At 33.9% G+C, this 19,876-nt stretch carries 21 protein-coding genes and 1 tRNA gene; 8 read left to right on the top strand and 14 right to left on the bottom strand.

The window, feature by feature from the left end; all coding sequences use genetic code 11:
- Genes OO712_RS08740 through OO712_RS08720 form a run of 5 tightly spaced genes read right to left on the bottom strand, consistent with a single transcriptional unit; the run spans position 1 to position 3,840 of the window.
- A complete protein-coding gene (locus OO712_RS08740; RefSeq protein ID WP_109876451.1) occupies positions 1 to 744 on the bottom strand; it encodes an isopentenyl phosphate kinase in 744 nt (247 codons plus the stop codon).
- A gap of 23 nt (positions 745 to 767) precedes the next feature.
- Positions 768 to 1,709, bottom strand: a complete 942-nt coding sequence (gene mvk, locus OO712_RS08735; RefSeq protein ID WP_109876450.1) for a mevalonate kinase — start codon at positions 1,707 to 1,709, stop codon at positions 768 to 770.
- A gap of 23 nt (positions 1,710 to 1,732) precedes the next feature.
- Entirely contained in the window at positions 1,733 to 2,356 is a 624-nt protein-coding gene (rpsB, locus tag OO712_RS08730; RefSeq protein WP_109876449.1) for a 30S ribosomal protein S2, read from the bottom strand.
- Between the two features lie 7 nt (positions 2,357 to 2,363).
- Positions 2,364 to 3,602: a phosphopyruvate hydratase gene (eno, locus tag OO712_RS08725; RefSeq protein ID WP_109876448.1), complete on the bottom strand. Its 1,239-nt coding sequence runs from the start codon at positions 3,600 to 3,602 to the stop codon at positions 2,364 to 2,366.
- 1 nt (position 3,603) lies between these two features.
- Complete coding sequence (locus tag OO712_RS08720; RefSeq protein ID WP_048117776.1) at positions 3,604 to 3,840, bottom strand: DNA-directed RNA polymerase subunit N; 237 nt, start codon at positions 3,838 to 3,840, stop codon at positions 3,604 to 3,606.
- A 52-nt stretch (positions 3,841 to 3,892) separates the two neighbouring features.
- Here OO712_RS08720 and OO712_RS08715 point away from each other — a divergent pair.
- A tRNA-Leu gene (locus tag OO712_RS08715) sits at positions 3,893 to 3,977 on the top strand.
- 14 nt (positions 3,978 to 3,991) lie between these two features.
- On the opposite strand, the gene OO712_RS08710 is transcribed toward OO712_RS08715, so the two are convergent.
- Complete coding sequence (locus tag OO712_RS08710; protein ID WP_109876447.1) at positions 3,992 to 4,606, bottom strand: translin family protein; 615 nt, start codon at positions 4,604 to 4,606, stop codon at positions 3,992 to 3,994.
- Between the two features lie 73 nt (positions 4,607 to 4,679).
- Between OO712_RS08710 and OO712_RS08705 the strand changes: the two genes are divergently transcribed.
- Genes OO712_RS08705 through cobT form a run of 3 tightly spaced genes read left to right on the top strand, consistent with a single transcriptional unit; the run spans position 4,680 to position 7,004 of the window.
- Positions 4,680 to 5,327, top strand: coding sequence for an NAD(P)H-hydrate epimerase (locus OO712_RS08705; protein ID WP_109876446.1), 648 nt, complete (start codon positions 4,680 to 4,682; stop codon positions 5,325 to 5,327).
- A complete protein-coding gene (locus OO712_RS08700) occupies positions 5,324 to 5,932 on the top strand; it encodes a hydroxyacylglutathione hydrolase family protein (protein ID WP_109876445.1) in 609 nt (202 codons plus the stop codon). Before OO712_RS08705 ends, OO712_RS08700 begins: the two co-directional genes overlap by 4 nt.
- 7 nt (positions 5,933 to 5,939) lie before the next feature.
- On the top strand, positions 5,940 to 7,004 hold the full coding sequence (cobT, locus tag OO712_RS08695; protein ID WP_109876444.1) for a nicotinate mononucleotide-dependent phosphoribosyltransferase CobT: 1,065 nt from the start codon (positions 5,940 to 5,942) through the stop codon (positions 7,002 to 7,004).
- Here the strand turns inward: cobT and glmS are convergent.
- The 4 genes from glmS to OO712_RS08675 all read right to left on the bottom strand — a co-directional run bounded on the left by glmS (position 6,991) and on the right by OO712_RS08675 (position 10,228).
- Positions 6,991 to 8,751: a glutamine--fructose-6-phosphate transaminase (isomerizing) gene (gene glmS, locus OO712_RS08690; protein WP_109876443.1), complete on the bottom strand. Its 1,761-nt coding sequence runs from the start codon at positions 8,749 to 8,751 to the stop codon at positions 6,991 to 6,993. The genes cobT and glmS overlap by 14 nt on opposite strands.
- A 51-nt stretch (positions 8,752 to 8,802) precedes the next feature.
- Entirely contained in the window at positions 8,803 to 9,399 is a 597-nt protein-coding gene (locus tag OO712_RS08685) for a 30S ribosomal protein S4 (protein WP_109876442.1), read from the bottom strand.
- A 9-nt stretch (positions 9,400 to 9,408) separates the two neighbouring features.
- Entirely contained in the window at positions 9,409 to 9,954 is a 546-nt protein-coding gene (locus OO712_RS08680) for a 30S ribosomal protein S13 (protein ID WP_109876441.1), read from the bottom strand.
- A gap of 121 nt (positions 9,955 to 10,075) precedes the next feature.
- Positions 10,076 to 10,228 carry a hypothetical protein gene (locus OO712_RS08675; RefSeq protein ID WP_200829043.1) on the bottom strand — a complete coding sequence of 51 codons (153 nt, stop codon included), beginning with the start codon at positions 10,226 to 10,228 and terminating at the stop codon, positions 10,076 to 10,078.
- 85 nt (positions 10,229 to 10,313) lie between these two features.
- On the opposite strand from OO712_RS08675, the gene OO712_RS08670 reads away from it, so the two are divergent.
- Complete coding sequence (locus OO712_RS08670) at positions 10,314 to 10,625, top strand: hypothetical protein (protein ID WP_109876440.1); 312 nt, start codon at positions 10,314 to 10,316, stop codon at positions 10,623 to 10,625.
- On the opposite strand, the gene OO712_RS08665 is transcribed toward OO712_RS08670, so the two are convergent.
- Together OO712_RS08665 and OO712_RS08660 are read right to left on the bottom strand one after the other, a co-directional pair.
- Positions 10,617 to 11,120, bottom strand: a complete 504-nt coding sequence (locus OO712_RS08665) for a hypothetical protein (protein ID WP_109876439.1) — start codon at positions 11,118 to 11,120, stop codon at positions 10,617 to 10,619. The genes OO712_RS08670 and OO712_RS08665 overlap by 9 nt on opposite strands.
- A 184-nt stretch (positions 11,121 to 11,304) precedes the next feature.
- Positions 11,305 to 12,657 carry a cation-efflux pump gene (locus OO712_RS08660; RefSeq protein ID WP_109876562.1) on the bottom strand — a complete coding sequence of 451 codons (1,353 nt, stop codon included), beginning with the start codon at positions 12,655 to 12,657 and terminating at the stop codon, positions 11,305 to 11,307.
- Between the two features lie 100 nt (positions 12,658 to 12,757).
- Here OO712_RS08660 and OO712_RS08655 point away from each other — a divergent pair, with 100 nt between their 5' ends.
- Genes OO712_RS08655 through OO712_RS08645 form a run of 3 tightly spaced genes read left to right on the top strand, consistent with a single transcriptional unit; the run spans position 12,758 to position 17,462 of the window.
- Positions 12,758 to 15,952: a peptidase gene (locus tag OO712_RS08655; protein ID WP_225866825.1), complete on the top strand. Its 3,195-nt coding sequence runs from the start codon at positions 12,758 to 12,760 to the stop codon at positions 15,950 to 15,952.
- Positions 15,953 to 16,007: 55 nt separating this feature from the next.
- A complete protein-coding gene (locus OO712_RS08650) occupies positions 16,008 to 17,090 on the top strand; it encodes a CFI-box-CTERM domain-containing protein (protein WP_109876437.1) in 1,083 nt (360 codons plus the stop codon).
- 48 nt (positions 17,091 to 17,138) lie between these two features.
- On the top strand, positions 17,139 to 17,462 hold the full coding sequence (locus OO712_RS08645; protein ID WP_109876436.1) for a hypothetical protein: 324 nt from the start codon (positions 17,139 to 17,141) through the stop codon (positions 17,460 to 17,462).
- Here OO712_RS08645 and OO712_RS08640 read toward each other — a convergent pair.
- Both OO712_RS08640 and larB read right to left on the bottom strand, forming a co-directional pair.
- Entirely contained in the window at positions 17,457 to 19,037 is a 1,581-nt protein-coding gene (locus OO712_RS08640; RefSeq protein ID WP_200829042.1) for a B12-binding domain-containing radical SAM protein, read from the bottom strand. The genes OO712_RS08645 and OO712_RS08640 overlap by 6 nt on opposite strands.
- Positions 19,038 to 19,100: 63 nt before the next feature.
- Positions 19,101 to 19,874 carry a nickel pincer cofactor biosynthesis protein LarB gene (larB, locus tag OO712_RS08635; RefSeq protein WP_109876435.1) on the bottom strand — a complete coding sequence of 258 codons (774 nt, stop codon included), beginning with the start codon at positions 19,872 to 19,874 and terminating at the stop codon, positions 19,101 to 19,103.
- Positions 19,875 to 19,876 lie beyond the last annotated feature (2 nt).

Genomic DNA, 19,876 nt, shown 5'->3' with positions numbered 1-19,876 from the left:
TCATTTACTCCTGAACAATGTTCCTTCGAATTTCCTATTTTTAACAGCTTTTACAATTCTATCCGGCTTATTTCCATTCACAAAGAACACGTTTATTCCCATTTTTGATATTTTTGATGCTTCCTCTACTTTTCTAGTCATTCCGCCAGTGACATCCATCTTATTTTCTGATATTGAAGGAAGTTCGCCTTGCAATTCGTAAATTAGTTTTTTTGACTTTAGATCTGAATAAAGTCCATCCTCATTTAATGCAAAAATGCAGAGTCTTGGTTTCAATATTTTTGCAAGGTGTGTCATGATTTTATCTCCAGATAAAATGAATGTTTTTTTCTGACCATACCATAATGCATCTCCATATGTTACTGGAATTAATCCCGATTTGGCAATTTTTTCAATCTCTTTGATTTTTTTAGTAATTGGTTTGTTTCCTGACATGAAATCTGTTGGTGGCAAACAATATGGATTTAATTTAAAGTATAGTAATGAATCTAAAATCATTTTGTTTAATTCTATCATTGAATTTTTGACAATTGCAACTCCTCTTGGATTGTACTTTTTTTCTTTTGTGTGCATATCATATTTTACAGACCAATAATGTCCATAAGATCCGCCGCCATGAACAATAATTATCGGTTCCTTGATTTTCTTTAAACTCTTTGAAAGATTATCAATTGATTTTTTTCGTGGCGATAACGGTTTTTCTTTATTTGTGATAATTGAACCGCCAAATTTTATTAGAATCATGCTGTTCACAATTATTTAGTTAATTAAAAAGTATCCAGTCCTTTAAAATCAATTTTTACTGCAAAGCAATCATACTTGTTATTTTTGAATTGTTTTATTGTATTATTCAAATTTGAATCATCGGTGAGAGCAAAAATACATCCTCCGCCACCAGCACCTGTTATTTTTGCTCCGAAAGATTCACTGTGACCTATTTTTACCATCTCTTTTAATTTGTTGTTTGATATTCCTATTTTTTCAAGATATTCTTGATTCTGAATAACTTTTTTCCCTATTTCGATTATGTTATTTGTTTTTAATTCGTTTAAGACATCCTCAATCAATTTGGATTCTTCTTTACATAATCTGGAAAACTCTTCCTCATTATTTTCTTTAAATTCTCTAACTCCCGCAACAATCGTTTCTGTTGAATGCTCTATGTTGGAATTTGCAATTACTAAATGAAAATTAGGCTTGGATTTTATTTTAGTAAACCCGTTTTTTTTATCATATTCCATTATTCCTCCATATGTACAAACAGTACAATCTGCACCTGAAGTATTTTCAAAAATTGTTTTTTCTGCCTCAATTGCTAGTTTTAGAATTTCTTCTTTCGTGGCATATGAGAATAATCTGGAAATTGCTGCAGCACCAGCCACACAACATGCAGATGAAGATCCTAAACCTACTCCTAATGGGATGTCTGATTCTACAGTAATTTTAATCCCTGTTTCATAATTTTTTATTATTTTGTCTGCTAAATAATAAAATGGTTTTAATGGAGAATTAATCTCTGAAATTAATTTATTTGGTTCTAATTCTAATTTACCGATATTTGATTTTATGGAAATTTTTCTCTCTTTTGTTTTTTCTGCAGTGACTGTTATTCTTTTATCAATTGCACATAGTATTGCTTTCACTCCATAAACAACAAAATGTTCTCCAAAAAGAATTACTTTTCCCGGAGCAGAAGCTTTAGATTTCAAGTGAATGCTGAATTCTAATTAATTTATTCGATTTCCTCTTCGGTAATCTTTGTTTCAAAATCATCAATTTCATACTTCATTGATTCATCTTCTTTTAGTTCTCCTCTTTCTATGAGGACTTGACGCACTAACAACCAGTATACTGTAGCAAGAGCTTTTCTCCCTCTGTTGTTTGCTGGAATGATTACATCTAGATTTGATGTGATGTTATCTGTATTTGCAATTCCTATGATTGGAATTCCTGCATTTGTTGCTTCAATAATGGCTTGTTCGTCTACTTGAGGATCTGAAATTAATACTAATTTTGGCTCAATGTAATATGGTAATGAAGGGTTTGTCAATGTTCCCGGCATAAATCTCCCAAGAAGCTTCTTGGAATTTAACATCTCACAAAATTTTTCTATTGGCGTCTCTGCATATTGTCTTCCTGAACATACTATGAGATTCTCCGCACCTAATCTGTTGATAAATTTTGCTGCAGTTTTAATTTTCTCTAGCGTAATGTCTAGATCAAGCATGTAAAGTCCTTCAGGGCTGGCTTTGGTGATAAATGACCTCATGAATTTTGTCTTTACTTGTGTCCCTACTCTAATTCCCGTAGCCAGGATCTTCTTTTTAATGTCAGTTGTTTCTGTTTGTTGGCTCATGACGATTTTAAATCTCTGCCATACCGCGTATTAAATCATGCTCTGAGAGGCGTAATAATTCATTTAATTTTGCTACTCTTTCTCCCCCGACTACTCCTACTTTGAGCATTTTTGACTTTGTAGCAAGACCAATATGCGAGATTTGTGAGTCTGTTGATTCTCCCGATCTATGTGATGTGATTAATTTAATATTGTTTTGATTTGCAATGTTGGCAAATTCTAGTGCATCATACAGACTACCTGCCTGATTGACTTTGAGAATTGCTGCGTTACATGATTTTAAATCAATTGCTTTTGTCAAAATGTCTTTGTTTGTGACTGTTAAATCATCTCCTGTAACTAATATGTCTGGAAATTTCTCTGTCAGTTCTGCCATTCCTTCAAATGCTTCTTCATGCACTGCATCTTCTGCATAAATCAATTTGAATTTCTCAATAATGCCTGCTGCAAAATCAATTTGCTCCTCAGGAGAATTTTCAAACCCTGCTCTGTCATACACATATTTTCCTTTTTCTTCATTCCATTGAGTAGATGACGCAAAATCAACTCCTAATGACACTTCTTTTCCTAATGTAAATCCTAAATTCTCACAGGCTTTTGCTGAAACTTCTAAAGCTTTCATATTTTCTAATTTTGGTGCCCATCCGCCTTCATCTCCTCTACCATTTGTAAAATGTGGGTCTTCTTTTTCTAAAACATTACGTAATTCTTTATGAACTAACAAATTCGTTTCAATGGCGTCTTCAATTGTTTTTGAACCTGTAGCACAAATAAGTATCTCTTGAATATCTGGGGTACCAGGACCTGCATGTGCTCCGCCGCCTAGAATATTCCCTATTGGGAATGGAAATTTGAATGATGTTTCTTGCGACAGTATTTGAAACAATTCTTGCCCCAAAGCTTTTGATGCCGATTCCATTGATGCAATTGTTACTGCAAAAGCTAATGCTCCTCCAATGTTTGAGTAATTTGTAGAATTGTCCAAACTTTTCAAAGCATTATGGATTCCTTTAAGATCTGATGATTCTAATCCAATGAATTTTTTTGAATTTTCTTTTAAAATTTTTAAACTCTCTTCTGGTTTTCCACTGGGAAAACTGACTGCTTCATATTTTCCTACACTTGCTCCTGATGGTGCACAAACCCTTCCTACAAATTTGCCCTCAGATTCAACATCTACCTCAATCGTTTTTGTTCCTCTACTATTGTATAGAATACGTCCTTCAATTGAGGATATTTTGGCCAAGTTATTCTAACTCAGATTGAACTTCTTGTTTTCTTCTCTGAATTGCTTCATAAAATGGGATTACTTGCTGAATTGTTTCCACAGTTGTCAAAAGCATTCTTCTGCAACAATATCTCTCAATTCCTAAAGAATCCAGTGTTTTTACTGGATCTTCTCCAGATTTGATTTTGTTTTGATAATCCTCAAACTTATCTGCAACTAAATTTCCACAAGTAAAACATCTAACAGGAATTAACATACGAACGAAAAAGTAATCAAGGATTATAAAAACCATACAAGGAAGTTTCACTGCGGGCGTCGCCCAGCCTGGCCAAAGGCGCTAGCTTGAGGGGCTAGTCTCTTAGGAGTTCGTGGGTTCAAATCCCATCGCCCGCATTAAAATTTAAAAATTATTTTTCTAGTTTTTGTAAAGTTTTGATTAATTCACTTCGTCGTTTCTCTTCTGTGATTGCAGATCTAACATCGTCTACTAATATTCTGTTTACGTCGATTTTCCTTCTGGCCTCTTTTACTACTTTATCATATAATGAAAAAGTATACAGTTGAAGATACAAATTCTCCATTATGTCAAAAATTCTTGTAGCTTCATCAATTTTTCCAATCCTGATTTTATCAAACACCATTCTTTTCAATTCTCCTACACAATCAAGCAATCCTAGGACATATGATTCTGGCATCACTGATAATTTTTTATCTGATGGAATTTCTTTTTTTTCAACAATTGCTATGAGGGATGCCGCCTCTACAAATTCTTGTTCTGGTGTTATTAGATATTTTTCAAGTCCTCCTGTTGATTTTTTTTTATATTTTTTTAAGAGAATATCTGCCTGCTTTAAATTATTTTTACCTGTTGAAAGTTCACCTTTATGAACTGCGATAATTGCTTTGCTACAAAGAATGATTATTTCTCTAGTATTTTTTAATAAAAACTCTCTTGAATCCTGAATGTCTACTAAAGATTTTGAAATTTTATTTAATGAAATTTTGACATTTTTTAGCGTCATAATGAAAATATCTAAAAACTAGGATAAAGCCGTTTGCCAAACTCTTATTTTGGATATGATTTTCATTTACCGTATGGAAATTACTGTGGATCAAATGTATCAAATTGAAAATAAAGGTCATGATATGGGATTTTTAAAAAAATTCATGATGGAAAATGCCGGTGCCGCATCAGTTAGACGATTAGTTGACAAACTTGGGAACATAGAATCAAAAAATATTGTCATTTTCGTAGGTTTGGGAAATAATGGAGGTGATGGTTTAGTTATGGCAAGACATTTAGCTGGTTATGGTGCAAAAGTAACTGTTGTGCTTCTTGGAACTTTTGAAAAAATAAAAACTGAAGAAAGTAATTGGAATTGGTCGATATTAGAGAAAATGACTTCTGTTAAATTAATGACTGGAAATTCTTTTAATTTTCATTTTACTCCTGATGTAATAGTTGATGCTATATTGGGAACTGGCATTTCTGGAGAAATTAAAGAACCATATGCATCTGCAATTAATTTCATCAATCAAACAGACTGTTTCAAGTTTGCAGTAGATGTTCCATCTGGATTAGATCCTCAAACAGGTGAGACTGCAAATATTTGTACAAAATGTGATATGACTGTTACATTTCATAAAATGAAACAAGGAATTCCTAAAAGAAAAGATTTGACAGGTGAATTGTTTGTAGAAAAAATTGGAATTCCTCCAGAAGCTGAAGAGGGAATACTGTGAAAGTTCATCAAATCCAAGTTGGGAATATGCAGAACTTTTCTTACATTATAGAAGATGAAGATACCGGTGACGCAATAATCATTGATCCATCCTGGGACTTAGTAGAATTGGAAATGATCATTAAAAGAAATAACCTTAAAGTCAAATACATTGTAAACACTCATCATCATTTTGATCACACCTTGGGAAATGAAGCAATGGCAAAATCAACAAAATCTCCAATTATTCAACATGAGTTTTCTGAATTACCGCATGATATTTCCGTAAAAGACGGTGATTTTATTGAATTTGGTAATTCAAAATTAAAAGTACTCCATACGCCTGGACACTCAAAAGACAGCATTTGCCTAATAGGTGATGGCAAAATTTTTTCAGGTGATACATTGTTTGTTGGAAATTGCGGTCGAATTGACTTGCCTGGAGGAAGTGCACAAGATCTATATCATAGTCTGTTTGATGTTCTGTATTCATTAGATGATAATCTGGTGTTATATTCCGGTCATAATTACGGTCCATCAGAAGTGTCCACAATCGGACAAGAAAAGGTGACTAATCATGTTATGCAAAAACGAACTGAACAACAATTTATTGACATGATGGGATAGTGATTTCTTGGAAAATTTTGAACTACATGGTAATATAGATCGAGCAAATAATTTTTTCGAAACTATGAATTCTGGACGGTTTCTTTTTTCATTTGTTATTTCATATACTGAAACATGTGAAATTCCTGGAATAACTTTTGCTGGAGCAGATATGAACTCAATTCAGTTTACTCCACCTGCTGATGCCGAGTATCTTCACTATGGATATTGTAAAACAATTGATAAAATTCCGATGACTCCTGATGGAAAACCTACTCCTGGTTTACTAACAAAAACTGCATTAGAATCTGCTAGTATTCCTCATCTAACTATTAATGCAGGTAGTAAAATTGTCCCACAATTACCCTTTGTTGAAGCAGGTTTGTCATTTGGAAAGAATATTTCGATTTGTGAGGCTATGTCTGATTCTCAAGTTTCTCATGCTGTAGATTATGGCAGAATTGTTGGAAGAAGTTTGGCATCTCTCACTGATTGTCTAGTGATTGGTGAAAGTATTCCGGGAGGAACTACAACTGCATTGGCTGTATTGAGAGGATTAGGATATGATGCCAAGGTCAGTTCTAGTATTCCAAACAATCCTGTGGATTTAAAAAACCAAATTGTTGATTCTGCACTTGAACGAGTTAATTCAGTTCACCCTTATAGTATTGTGGCAAAGGTCGGTGATCCTATGATTCCCTTTGTTGCTGGAATGTTGAGTTCTGCCTCTGATGTATCTAAGGTTATGCTGGCTGGTGGAACTCAGATGGCTGCAGTTTTAGCTTTTGCATCTAAAATTGGATTCAATGAAGAAAATTCTGTGATTGGAACAACATCATACATTACACATGATGAAAGTGCAAATTTTATAAATCTGGTTCGAGAAATTGCTGATATTCCGGCAATTTCTGTAAATCCTAATTTAGAAAATTCTAGATATTCTGGACTTAAGGCATTTTCAGAAGGATTTGCAAAAGAAGGTGTAGGTGCTGGTGGAAGTATTATATCTTCCATGATAAAAACTGGAAATGATTCTATAAAATATTTGGATTTAGTTGAAAAAGAATATCATCGACTATTTACTTCACTGTGACTGATTTTGCTAAATTTCTGGGATAATCCGGATCTGTATCTTTTTCAAGTGCTGCATAATATGATAACAATTGTATGGGAATAATTTCTGAAATTGGGAACATTAACTCTTCCACATTTGAAATATCGATCCAATAATCATATACATCACTTTCTATGTCTGAAATTCCTATGATTTTTGATCCTCTAGCTTTAATTTCTCTCGCACTAGTTAGTGTATCTAAATATGTTGAATCATTTGGATTGATGATTAATACAAATACACTTTCATCCATTAAAGCAAGTGGACCATGTTTTAATTCTCCTCCCGGAATTCCTTCTGCATGAATGTATGTGAGCTCTTTTAGTTTCAAGGCAGCTTCAATTGCAATAGGATAATGTATTCCTCTTCCTAGAACATAGATGTCTGAAATATTTTTTAATTTTTGTGCAACAATCTGAATTCTTATGGGTTTGTCCAATGTTTTAGAAATTGATTTTGACATCTTATCAAAATCAATCTTCATTTCATTATTACTTAATTTTTGTACAATCTTGTAAATTATCACAAGTTGTGATGTAAAACTTTTAGTTGCCGCAACTCCTATTTCTGGCCCACAATTCATTCCAATAACTACATCTGCTTCACGTGCAAGAGATGATGTAAGAAGATTGACAATAGCTATGATTTTACATTTTGCTTTTTTTGCAATCTTTACTGCGTCTAAAACATCTGCACTTTCTCCACTTTGGGATATTGCAATTAGAATCGAGTTTTCTTCAATACTATCAGGTGAAAACTGAAGTTCACTTGACATAATTGGTTCTACCTTAATTTTGGCATATTTTGAAAACATTTGTTTTGCAATTAGTGCAGAATTATAACTTGTTCCACTTCCCGTGATGTATACATTTTTTGCATGTCTAAGGTAATCTGCAGTTTTATCAATTGCATTTAATGTTTTTTCTCCAGCTTTCAAAATTGTCTCAGGTTGTTCATAAATTTCTTTTAATGTAAAATGTGCATAATCTCCTTTGTATGCATCTCCAAATTCTTTAGATACTTTGGTTATTCCATATTTTGCATGATTCCCATCAAAATCCCAGATCTGAAATCTATCTTTATCTAAAATTACAAAATTTCCATTTTCCATGTAAATTGCATCATCTGTATACTCGATGAATCCTAAAACATCGCTTGACAAAAAGAAATCGTCTTTTCCGACCCCAATAATCAATGGTTCATGATATCTTGCTGCTGCAAGCTGCCCATTTTCAAACATTGCAACAAATGCATAATGACCTTTGATCTCTGAAACTGTTTTCATTACTGTTTCTTTGACATCTCCGGTCAACTCATAATTTTTTTGAAGTAAATTTGCAATTATTTCACTATCTGTTTCACTTTTGAAACTATACCCTTCATTTTCTAATCTTTGTTTTAATTCCTCAAAATTCTCTATAATTCCATTATGTACTATTGCAATTTTTCCTGAATTACTTGGATGAGGATGTGCATTCGTATCTGTAACTTTTCCATGAGTTGCCCATCTTGTATGACCAATACCTATTTTTCCAGGCATTATGTCTAATTGAATTTTTGAATTTACTTCATCAACTTTTCCAATACCTTTCTTTAATTCAATTCTGTTATCTGATTCTGTTGCAACCCCAACACTATCGTATCCCCTATACTCCATTCTTTTTAATCCCTTAACAAGAATTGGTGCTGCACTAATCTTTCCATAATAGCCTATAATTGAACACATGTTAATCTCTCTGATAATGGGGGTTATTTACTGATAAGCCTATTTTTTTGATTATTCGGTTGAAGAACTTTCATCTTTTATTGGTTCTTCAACAGCAGTCTCTGCAGTTTCTTCAACATCTGTATCTAATACTGGTTCTTTTGATTTTGTTTTCTCTAACATTTCTGGTATTTTGGATTCTGGTGAAAAATGAATATTGTTCTCTTCCTCAACTGTAACAGTATATGATGGAATGTCTACTTTTCTGTCTCCAATCATAATGTGACCGTGAATTACTGCTTGTCTTGCTTGATATGGTGTCTTGAATCCCAACTTCTTTGTTACGATAGTTTGTAATCTACGTGAAAGTAAATCATTGGCATTTAGATTGAGTACATCATCTAATGTTGCATCGCTACTTACCAAACCAATTCTTGCAAGAGATTTCATTAGAATTGGCTCTTTCTCTTCTCTAATTTCTTGTCTTAATGCAAGTAATGATCTTGCTTGGTGTCTTACACGGGACAATTCTGTATGTGCTTTCCATAATTCTCTTTTTGTTCTTAATCCAAACGTGCCAAGAGTTTTTAGCTCTTCCATTTTTAATTCATAATTGAGTGGTCTCTTTGGTTTTCTCCAAACTCTTCGTGGATATTTTGGATCTCCCATTCAAAACACCTATTCTGATTTCTCCGGTGCTGGAGCTGCTGCTTCTGCTGTTGGGGCTGCTACTGCTGCAGGTGCTCCTGCGCTTCCTTTCTTTGCTGGAGCTGCCATTCCTCCTTTTGCAACTCCTACTGCTCCGCCTTTTCTTCCTGAGGTTCTAGTTCTTTGTCCTCTAACTTTCAAACCACTAAGATGACGGTATCCTCTCCAACTTGCAGTTATTCTTTCCCTTTCTATATCATTTCTTAATGTAAATGGAATGTCTGATGTCAATAAATGCAAATTTGCACCAGTTTCAATATCTTTTCTTCTGTTGAGGAACCATGTTGGAAAATTTCCTCCAACTGGATCTGTAATTAATTTTTCAATTGCTTGAACATTCTCTTCTGTAAGATTTCCTATATTGGAATTTGTGTTTATTTTTAATGTATCTAGAATTGCAGTGGCAAAATTGTATCCTATGCCTTTTATCTGGGTCAATCCTACAAGCATTTTACGCTCTCCTGGTATATCATTACCCACAATCCTTACAATGTGTCTATATTCTTGAGTACTCAAGTATTCAAAAATTCAAAGAAACCCCGATAAAAACCATGCTAGGCACCAAATTGGACGAATTTTCCATGTTTCTTAGATCTAATTGTCTTCTTGGCTTTATTTTGGATATTTTTGATAGAAATTATCTCAAGTCTTCATCTTCTGTCCAATCATTCCCTTGAACGTTCCATATTGTACATTTACAGCATTTTTTAATTCCTCGTTGGGTATCTATATCTATACAGAAACAGTGTTCTCCTTTACCTGATGGATCATAATTACAAAGTTTTTGCATGATTATCCTGCTCTCTTTTTCTTAATTATCTTATTGGAATTAAAATTTAAAAAGTTAATAATTTCTAAAACATCTATTATTGTAAATGGAATCTGCTTTTGATAAAGAAAAAGTTGTAGATTGTATGTTTGATCCAGTAACTTCTTCAATTTTAGCCGAACTTGAAGATGGTGAAAAAGAATGTTCATTTTTGGCTAAACAATCTTCTATATCTGAAAATGATGTTTTAGAAAGACTTTCTTATTTAATTGAACATAGCTTCATTTTACAAAATTTTGATGGTGAAAATTGCATACTTTCAGCAAATGCCGAAAAACTCAATAGCATAGTCGAAAACAGTGATAATTTTGATGCTACTATTAACGGTCTTGAAAAAATGGATAGTTATCTAAATTAACCTTTTTCTGTTTTTAATTTCAATAATTCCTACTACAGCTAATCCTATCATCCCAACAACAATCACATAAACTGGAATAAAACCAAGTGCTTTTTTTCCTGAATCGGGAGTTGGACCAATCGCTCCGAATACTTGAGTTTCTTCATTATTATTACTTTGAATAATTAGTTTGTAAGTGCCAGAATCTATAACATCAAATTCTTCTTCAACAGTTTCTTCATTGATTTCCTGAGAAATTATTTCAATATCAAATGGATTCAAAATTTTTACATAAAATGTATTTTCTTCAAATTCCATTATTTGAACTGCAAAAATTCCAATCGATGTAATTTGTGAATCAAAATCAGTGGAGATCGTAAGTGTTTGTTTGGAACTTACCATTCCATTATCTTGAACTATTCCTTCTAATATTGCTTGATTTCCTAAAACTAGGGTAAACAATCCTGCAATTATTAAAATTCCTGACCCAACTATCAGGATTCCTGATCTTCGCACAAATTCATAACTATTTTCTTTAGTTTAAACCTAATTTTTCAATATATGAAAATCTTCTATGAAAAGTTAGGCTATCTAAAAGTTAGATTAGATTTAAACAAAGAATCTACGAAATACTGTTTTCTTGAAAATTCCCTCTGGAATTACACTAGAAATGTTAGTCGTGATCTGATCAGATTCTGGTTTAGACGGGTTCTGGATGAATTGTTATTACAGAATCGCTTATTTCTGCTCTGATTTTATTCTCTATTTCTGAAACCAAATCATGAACTTTTTCAATTGACAATTCCCCATCAAACGAGCAGTCAATATCAATTTTTAGAATATTTTCAAAATTCAAAGACATTATTCTTCCAATCTTTCTAATTTCTGAATATTTTTCTAATATTCTCTTAATTTGATTTTCAGTAATTTTATCCTCCAAGTTTAAATTTTCTGGTATTTTTACAAAAGGCTCCAAATGAATTGTAGTGTGTTCTATTTCTGGAATGTTCTCATAAATCTCTTGTTCAATTATTTCAGAAATTTTATGTGCAGATAAAAGATTCATCTCTCTATCCACCATTACATGTAAATTCGAAAATATTTTTCCTTTGGTCTTGTGAGTGTTTACATTGTGAACTTCTTTAACTCCTTTTACTCTTTTTGCAATTTCCAGAATTTTTGAATCTAATGGTACATCTTGCCAATTTGGTTCCAAATGTACAGTTACGGTTGAGTTTAAAATTTTATTTTTTATGTTTTTCTCAACATTATTGCTGATTTCATGAGCTTTGTCAAAACTTGTGTCTCCCCTTAATGATATTGTAATATCTGCAAATATTGTGTCGCCTGATCTTCTCATTAGGACTGGATCTGCGTTTATTACACCTTCAGTAGATGCAGCAATCTCCTTTACCTTCTTTACAAGTTCGGGAGAAATGATGTCTGTTAAATCCAGCGCTGTTTTGTAGACTAGCTTTATGCTGAGAACTGCCAAAAATCCTCCTAAGATTAATGCAGCAACAAAATCTCCGAAATACAATCCATAAGTTACAAGAACTATTCCGATAATTGCAACTAAAGTAGATCCCAGATCCATGAATGCATGATAAAAATCTGCCTTGAGTGTGGATCCTCCAATCTTCTTAATTGAATTTCTTAACAGGATCAATCGGAAAATATCGATGCCTATTGTGTATAGTCCTGCAACTATTGCAAAAAGACCTGGTAGAATGGTTGGTGGAGGACTTTGTAATCTGTTGATAGATTCATAAACAAAAAAACACGCTATCAAAAAAATTGCAATTCCTCCAATCATTCCTCCCAATGATTCAATTTTGCCATGTCCGTAGGTATGCTCTGCATCAGCTGGCTTCATTGCCATTCTAGCTGCCAAAAGTAAGACGACTGTTACTACACTATCTAATAATGCATGAATGCTGTCTGTAATTAGGGCTAGACTGTTTGAGATCAACCCGAAAATTAATTCTACTAAAAATGCTGAAAATATGGCTAATAATGAAATCTGTAATACCTTGGTTCTCTGAACAAACATTTTCTTATTTTTAATAATTCTAATCATGTATTACAAGTTTCTAAGAATAAATGATACGACAATGTTATTTGTGATAAAGTGATTTTTTGTAATGTTGGGCATGAAATTCTTATTTATCGTGGTGATTATTTCTCTAATTACTCTAATTCCAATTATGGATGCTGATGCTTCAAGTAATCCTAATCTCTTTGTATCTGCTGAAAATTCTCAATTTGCCAATCATTTTTCAGGCTCTATGGTGATTGAAGTTGTAGTAAATGATCCCAATCTCAGAGATACCGATGAGGGAAAGGGTGAACCTGATGTTACCATTAATGGAAAATCCCTACGAATGGTTCAAGCTACAGATGGTAACTGGTATGCCTATTTTGCAAATGTACAAAAAGCAAAAGCTGCAGATTCTACAGTTGGTTCCAATGGAAAAGGATTGGATTTTGGTGTTTTCTGTAGTAGGGACACATCGTCTACAGTATTTGGAATATCTCTTTCTGAAACTGATGGATTTGCAGTACCACGTTCTACTGGTTTGGGTGGTTTTACCAATGGTGATTCTTCATTTAATTCATGTACTGGAATTCCTACCGGTTCTTCAAATATGAACAATGTAGTAAGAAAAGCAAAATCGATTAACACAAATTCAAATATTCCTGTTGGCCAAATTGGTTTAAACTCAAATGCATGGCCCTTGATTCAACTTTATTCATTTGGCGATGTGATAATTCAATATAATCCTGGAGGTCCAACACAGCAGGTATCATTAGAATATGATGAAATGCAGAACATTTCTTTGAATATTGATAGATCTCTTTATCCAACGAATGCTGAAGTTTTTCTAACTGTTAATGATTTTCAATTAAACCAAGATCCAACTGATGAAGATTCTTGGACGTTTGATGTTGGTTCTAGTCCCTCAACATTCTATCAAGCCTTTGATAATACGGGGTCTAATGATGCCAATGGTGGTTCTGGATTGGTAGATTTGGTACCATCCCTTTCATCTTTGGGATTTGAAAATAATGGAAAACTTTCATTGAATGTTGGAAATGTAATGGAATTAAAAACCAACAGTGATCAACCTGTAACATCTGTGAATGACGGGGGTGCAAATACCTTTTCAGAAATAGTCACACTAGTTGAACGACAATCTAACTCTGGAATTTTTGAAAGCTTTGATTTTAATGATCAGTCTGTAATCGGAATCCTTGATAATGCCCCAAGAGGACAAACTGGACAAATTACTTACAATGATGAATCTGTTTCTATTTTGACTGGTTCCTCAACTGCTTCTGTTTCCGTAAATGATGAACCAGTATTAACCATTGGAAATGGTGCTGCGCTGCGTCCAGGAACTAAATATCCTGTAATCTTGATTGATCCAGATCAAAATTTGAACACTGGTGCAAATGATGATTTAGATGTGTTCCGAGAAACTGCAATCATCCCTACAATAACTATTGGAAATCCAATAACTCTAGAAAATGCAAATACCGTCCAATTTCATTCAACTTCACCTACTCTGACAGGTGGTACTAGTGTAACCTCTACTGTGCCTGACTCTAATTCTGATAGATTGATAATTGACTCCACGACATTGGGGAATGCTTCATATGACATGTTTTCTGTAAACTTGGGAGTTTCTGTATCTACTCTTGCTTCAATTTTACTTGATGATTCTAAATCTAATACAAGTGGAACAAACTGGATAAATTACGATTTACGATCATTTGAAAAAGAGTTAGGCGTTTCTGACTTTAGTGATACTTCAATTAATATGACTTTTGGAGCACTTGGTTCCTCGCCAATCACAATTGTTGATGCAGGTGATCTTTCATCAGCACAAGGATTTATTCAAATCGATGATTCTGATGTAAATGCTATATTGGCTGAAAGTGGAAATGTATTTCTTGTAATTGACTTTGATTCTTCTCATAACGATGCCGGTGTAATTGATATTTCTAGTGAAACCCAAAAACAACCAATTGTTTTTGATTTGTTCTCTTTTGGATTAGAAAATGATCAAAGTATTAATAATTCCATTTATCGTTTTGAATTAGAAGAAACTGCTGATAATTCGTCAACTTTTGAAGGTACTTTGGAATATGCTGTTACAAATCAATTGAATATACTTGATTCTGGATTTATTCAAACTATAGATGCTATTAGTGATGATGTGAAAATTATTGTTACCAATAGATTAATTGATGAATCTGGAATTACAATATCTTATTCAGATATTGATGTAACTGGTGTTACTACTAGGACTTCCACACAATCTGATATCTCAACACACTCTGGTGCTGTTTCAACTGCAAGCACATTTCGATTTGGACAACCCGTAACAATTACTCTAAAGGATCCTGATCTAAATTTGAAACAAGACTTGGTTGACATTTATTTTGTAATTAACGATCCAAATTCTGCGAATGTAGACACTGTTGGAAAGGATGGGATAAAATTACTTGAAGTTTTGATTAAAGACATTCGTTACAAACGCTGTACAATAGATGGGATCGAGTATGGTGGCTTAGGTGCTACTGGATTCACTCTTGTTGAAACAGGACCTAGCACTGGAATATTTCAAGGAGTTTTCAAAATGCCTTCACAAATTTGTAACAAGTCTGGAACTGCATTAATCTCTTCAGCTGGTGGGAGTTTAGATGCAAAATATTATGATTCTCGTGATAGTTTTGGTAATGCCAACACATTCAGTTTGTTGAGAAGCCAGTCATCTGCTTCTTTTTCTAGTTCACCACAACTAAGTTCCTATGAAATAGTAAAACCTCTTTCAGGAAATATTGAGGAAATTATTCTCTCGGGCAGTGTGAATAATCATAGACGTGGAATTCCTTTGGAAGTGAATATTATCTCTCCTGATGGAAAATCCCAGATTTTTGGAGCAACTCTTTCTAGTGGAGGTGGTTATAGATCGATGATTTCAATTAATGAAAATTCTTTATCTGGAGTTTATGAAATTCAACTGTCTCACAATAACTTTGATTTGGGTTCTATATCCTTTGAAGTAATCCCACCAAAAATTCCTAACTGGGTTAAGAATACTGCAAAATCTTGGGCTACTACTTCGATTTCAAATTCTGAGTTTTTAGACGGACTTGAATATCTCATTAAAGAAGGAATTATTACTGTTCCTTCCACTGAAAGCAATTCTTCTTTTAATCAAACAATTCCTGATTGGATAAAAAATAATGCAAAGTGGTGGTCTGACAACAAAATTTCAGATGAAGATTTTATAAAATCCCTTCAGTTTTTGATCAAAAAAGGTATCATTAGAGTATAATATGGTCAATTTTTATTTCGTTGAAAACATAAATACTCTCAACTCATGAATCAAAATGAAAATGAGGCTAACAGCATTCCTAGCATTTGCTTTATTGTCTGTTTCAGTTCTATCTTATGGTGTTAATGGTTCTGTCTTTGCTGATAATCATAATCTTTTACCTGTTAACATTTCTTCAAACGTTAGCATTATTGCAAATGGTGCAAATGTGATCATCTCTGGTACCCTGAAAGATTATGATCCTTCAGCACTAAATGCCGGTGCAGTTACTTATGTAGTGAAATCTCCAGAAAATAATCTTGTATCTATAGGTCAATTAATCCCAAATTCTAATGGTTCTTTTGAATTTTCATTTATTGCAGGTGGACAACTTTGGAAACTGAGTGGTGATTATATTGTTGAAGTAAAGTATGGTGGAAATACCAGTGAACTTGTACTTGATTATGTGGGTGGGGAATTAGTTGTTAATACACCTCCACCACCACCTCCACCACCATCTACACCAACGTGTACTTCTAACCAACAATTAGTCGACGGCAAGTGTGTAGATAACATTCCACCACCACCTCCACCTCCACCAACATGTACCTCTAATCAACAACTAATCGATGGTGAATGTGTTGATAATGAGCCACCTCCACCAACATGTGGTCCTGGAACCGAACTGGTAGATGGATTTTGTAAAGTAAAACAAGAGCCACAGTGTCCTACAGGTTATTCTATGAAAGATGGTCTGTGTGTTGAAGAAAAAGGTGGATGTCTTATTGCAACTGCAGCTTATGGAACTGAGTTAGCACCACAAGTTCAATTCTTAAGGGAAGTTAGAGATAATACTGTTTTAAGTACTGCTTCTGGAACTGCATTTATGTCTGGATTTAACACAATATACTATTCATTTGCCCCAACAGTTGCTGATTGGGAAAGAGAGAATCCAATGTTCCAGGAAGCGGTAAGGGCTTTCATTACCCCAATGCTTTCTACCTTATCTATAATGTCATTAGCTGATAATGGTTCAGAGGTTGAAGTTTTAGGATTGGGAATTTCTGTAATTGCTCTAAACCTGGGAATGTATATTGCAGCACCGGCACTAATTGGGTTTAAAGTTCACAAGCACTTCAAATCCAGAAAAGAATTTTAATAAATTCTATCTAGTAACTTATTATATTGAGACACATTACCAGTTGTAATGCATACTGAATATGAAGAATTTGAAAATATTGAAGATATGTTCATGTATATGGCGTCTGCAGCTCCTCCAATGAAAAATACAATGCCCATTAATTCATACAAAGGATATGTGATGGCCTTTATTCCACTTAGCCCTGCAACTGGCGAAACGTATCTGATGATTTATACAAGTGGTTCTCTTGACCCTGGGATTTATGAATTTGATATTTCATCAAAATCCTACAAAAAAGTTGAAGGCATTGAAAGAGCCGACAAAGTTTACTTTATCTGCTTAACACCAAAACGAAACACTTTGGCGGATGCTGCTATTAACACTCTATAATTTTTTAGTTTGAATTTTAGGTACAGATACTGATCTACTTCTTGCATACTTGTCAATTATTTCATCAGGGGTTCTGCCGTTAAAGAGATCTTTGCATAATCCTCTCAGATATCTCATTATCGCCCATGTTCCTGCTTTGAGAATTCCATACATGAACACCTTCATTGGTGGACCATATGTCTTATTTCTGAGAATTATGGGTATGATATCATTAATTACTCGTAGATTGTTTTCCCAACATTTCCAAAACAGCGTAAACTGCGCCTCATTCAAGTTACCAAAATGCATTGAATTCTTTTCACTAAAGTCTTGATAAAGTAATGGTGCTACTAATCCTCTAAAGTCCATCTCTCTAAAGTCACTCATCATGTCAATTGTATATTGAATGTCATCTGGGGTTTCATCTGGCCAACCAATAATGATTGTAGCTGCTGGGAACCAGTGATTTTCATTTAGAATTTTTGCGCCTTCTCTTACCACACTTCCCCATTCTTCAGATGAAAATGGTTTTGTTTTTACACCTAGATGTTTCTTTACCATTGCAGGAGCTACTGTTTCAATTCCTAAATTGGTTGCAAGCCATCTTCCTGTTTTATCTTGTTCATTAATTTGAGAAATTTGTTGCATCAATACTGGATCTGCTGCCACTGCAGAGAATGTCATATGTGTGGTTCCTACAAAATTCGCCCCTAGCCCTTTGAGTCCTTTCCACAAATCCACTATTGCATCTCTATTTGGAATAAAATCTCTATTATCACATCCGTAAAGTAACATCTCGTCTGAATGCAACCAAACTGAATCAAATCCATAGTCTAAATTGGTTTTTGCTTCATGTTGCAATCTATCTAATGGCAAATCTTTCTTTGATCTTTTATTTACGTCACAAAAGTCACATCCCCTTCCACAACCTCTCATTGCTTCAATCAGTGAATTGATTGTAGGCCCTTCGATAACTGGGATATTTTCAAGATTTCTAACAAAACAATGCATCAATTCTGGCGCATCATTTTTTTCCAGATCTTGGAACAAATCTACTGCTAACTCGTCAGCTTCCCCTACAACAACTGTGTCTATTCCATGTATTTTCATTCTATCTGATTTAGCTAATTCCCAAGCACCATTACCTCCAACTACTACTTTGAAATCATATTTCTTTTTGAGTTGAATGATGTTGGCACACATTTTTTTGAATTTCATTGCAACATAGGATAATTTTTCTGGTGACATTGTTGTTGTAACAGGGGCCATTCCTAATGGGTCCATCACATTAATTCCTACAACTTTGGTATCTGGCCCAATTGATTTATGAAGCATTTCTGGATGTGCCATGAAAACATCTTCTCTTTTGTATCCTCCCTGTATCAATGAACTCTCAATTCTTCTTAGTCCGACTTGGGCGACTTTGACTTCTCCTGTGATTGGATCTGTTTCAACTGATGGACAAAATACTTTATCAAAAACCCATTCAGGCAGTACTTCATATGGCCCACATGCAATAAACCCATAAAGAAAATTTCCTCTATAATTTGTCATTAAACTACGATCAGCAGTTAGAACAACACGTTTGCCGGCCAACTACCAGACTTCGCCAAAGTATGTTATATATCATTTACGAGGCTAATTATGATTGGCTGTAAACTACTTTTTTCTTATTGCTCTATTAGCAATATTTGCCGCAATTCCTCCGGCTGCAATTCCATTATCTATATTCACCACTGATAACCCTAAAGAGCAACTCTGAAGCATTGATGCCAAAGCCGCTATGCCTTTTTCACCATACCCGTATCCTACAGATGTTGGAATTCCAATTACTGGAATATCTACCATGGACGAAACAAGAGTGGCCAAAGCCCCTTCCATTCCAGCAGCAACAATAATGCAATCCACCTCTTCGTTTATCATTTTTTTCAAAATTGGAAAAATTCTCTGAATTCCTGCTACACCAACATCATATCCTGTAATGCATTTACAATTCATGGCTTCGCACATCAATCTGGATTCTTCAGCAACTCCAATATCTGATGTTCCAGCAGTAAGAATCCCAACTTTTCCCCCATGAGATTTGATTGCTTTTTTAAGCAGTAATAATGTGGATGCATTTTTTCCAGTTTTTATTATTACTTTCAATCTCTTAGAAAATGATATAATTTCTGGATAGTCATTTTTCTTAATTCTTGATATTATTACGGAATTTGTTTTTTCTAAAGTTTTTTTAATGATTTTCTTAATCTCATCTAGTTCTTTTGTTTCTGCAAAAATTACTTCGGGAATCCCTCGTCTTTTTCTTCTGTTGATGTCAATCTTTGCAAATCCCTCTACTTCTTCAATTGAATATAATGAAAGGAGCTTTTTTGCATTGTTAATTGAAATTTTTCCAGCACTCAATGATTCTAAAATTTCATTAATTTCCAATG

The sequence above is a fragment of the Nitrosopumilus zosterae genome, from assembly GCF_025998175.1.
Taxonomy (GTDB): domain Archaea; phylum Thermoproteota; class Nitrososphaeria; order Nitrososphaerales; family Nitrosopumilaceae; genus Nitrosopumilus; species Nitrosopumilus zosterae.
Note: the sequence above shows the minus strand (reverse complement) of the source record. Positions and strands in the feature narration are given on the sequence as shown.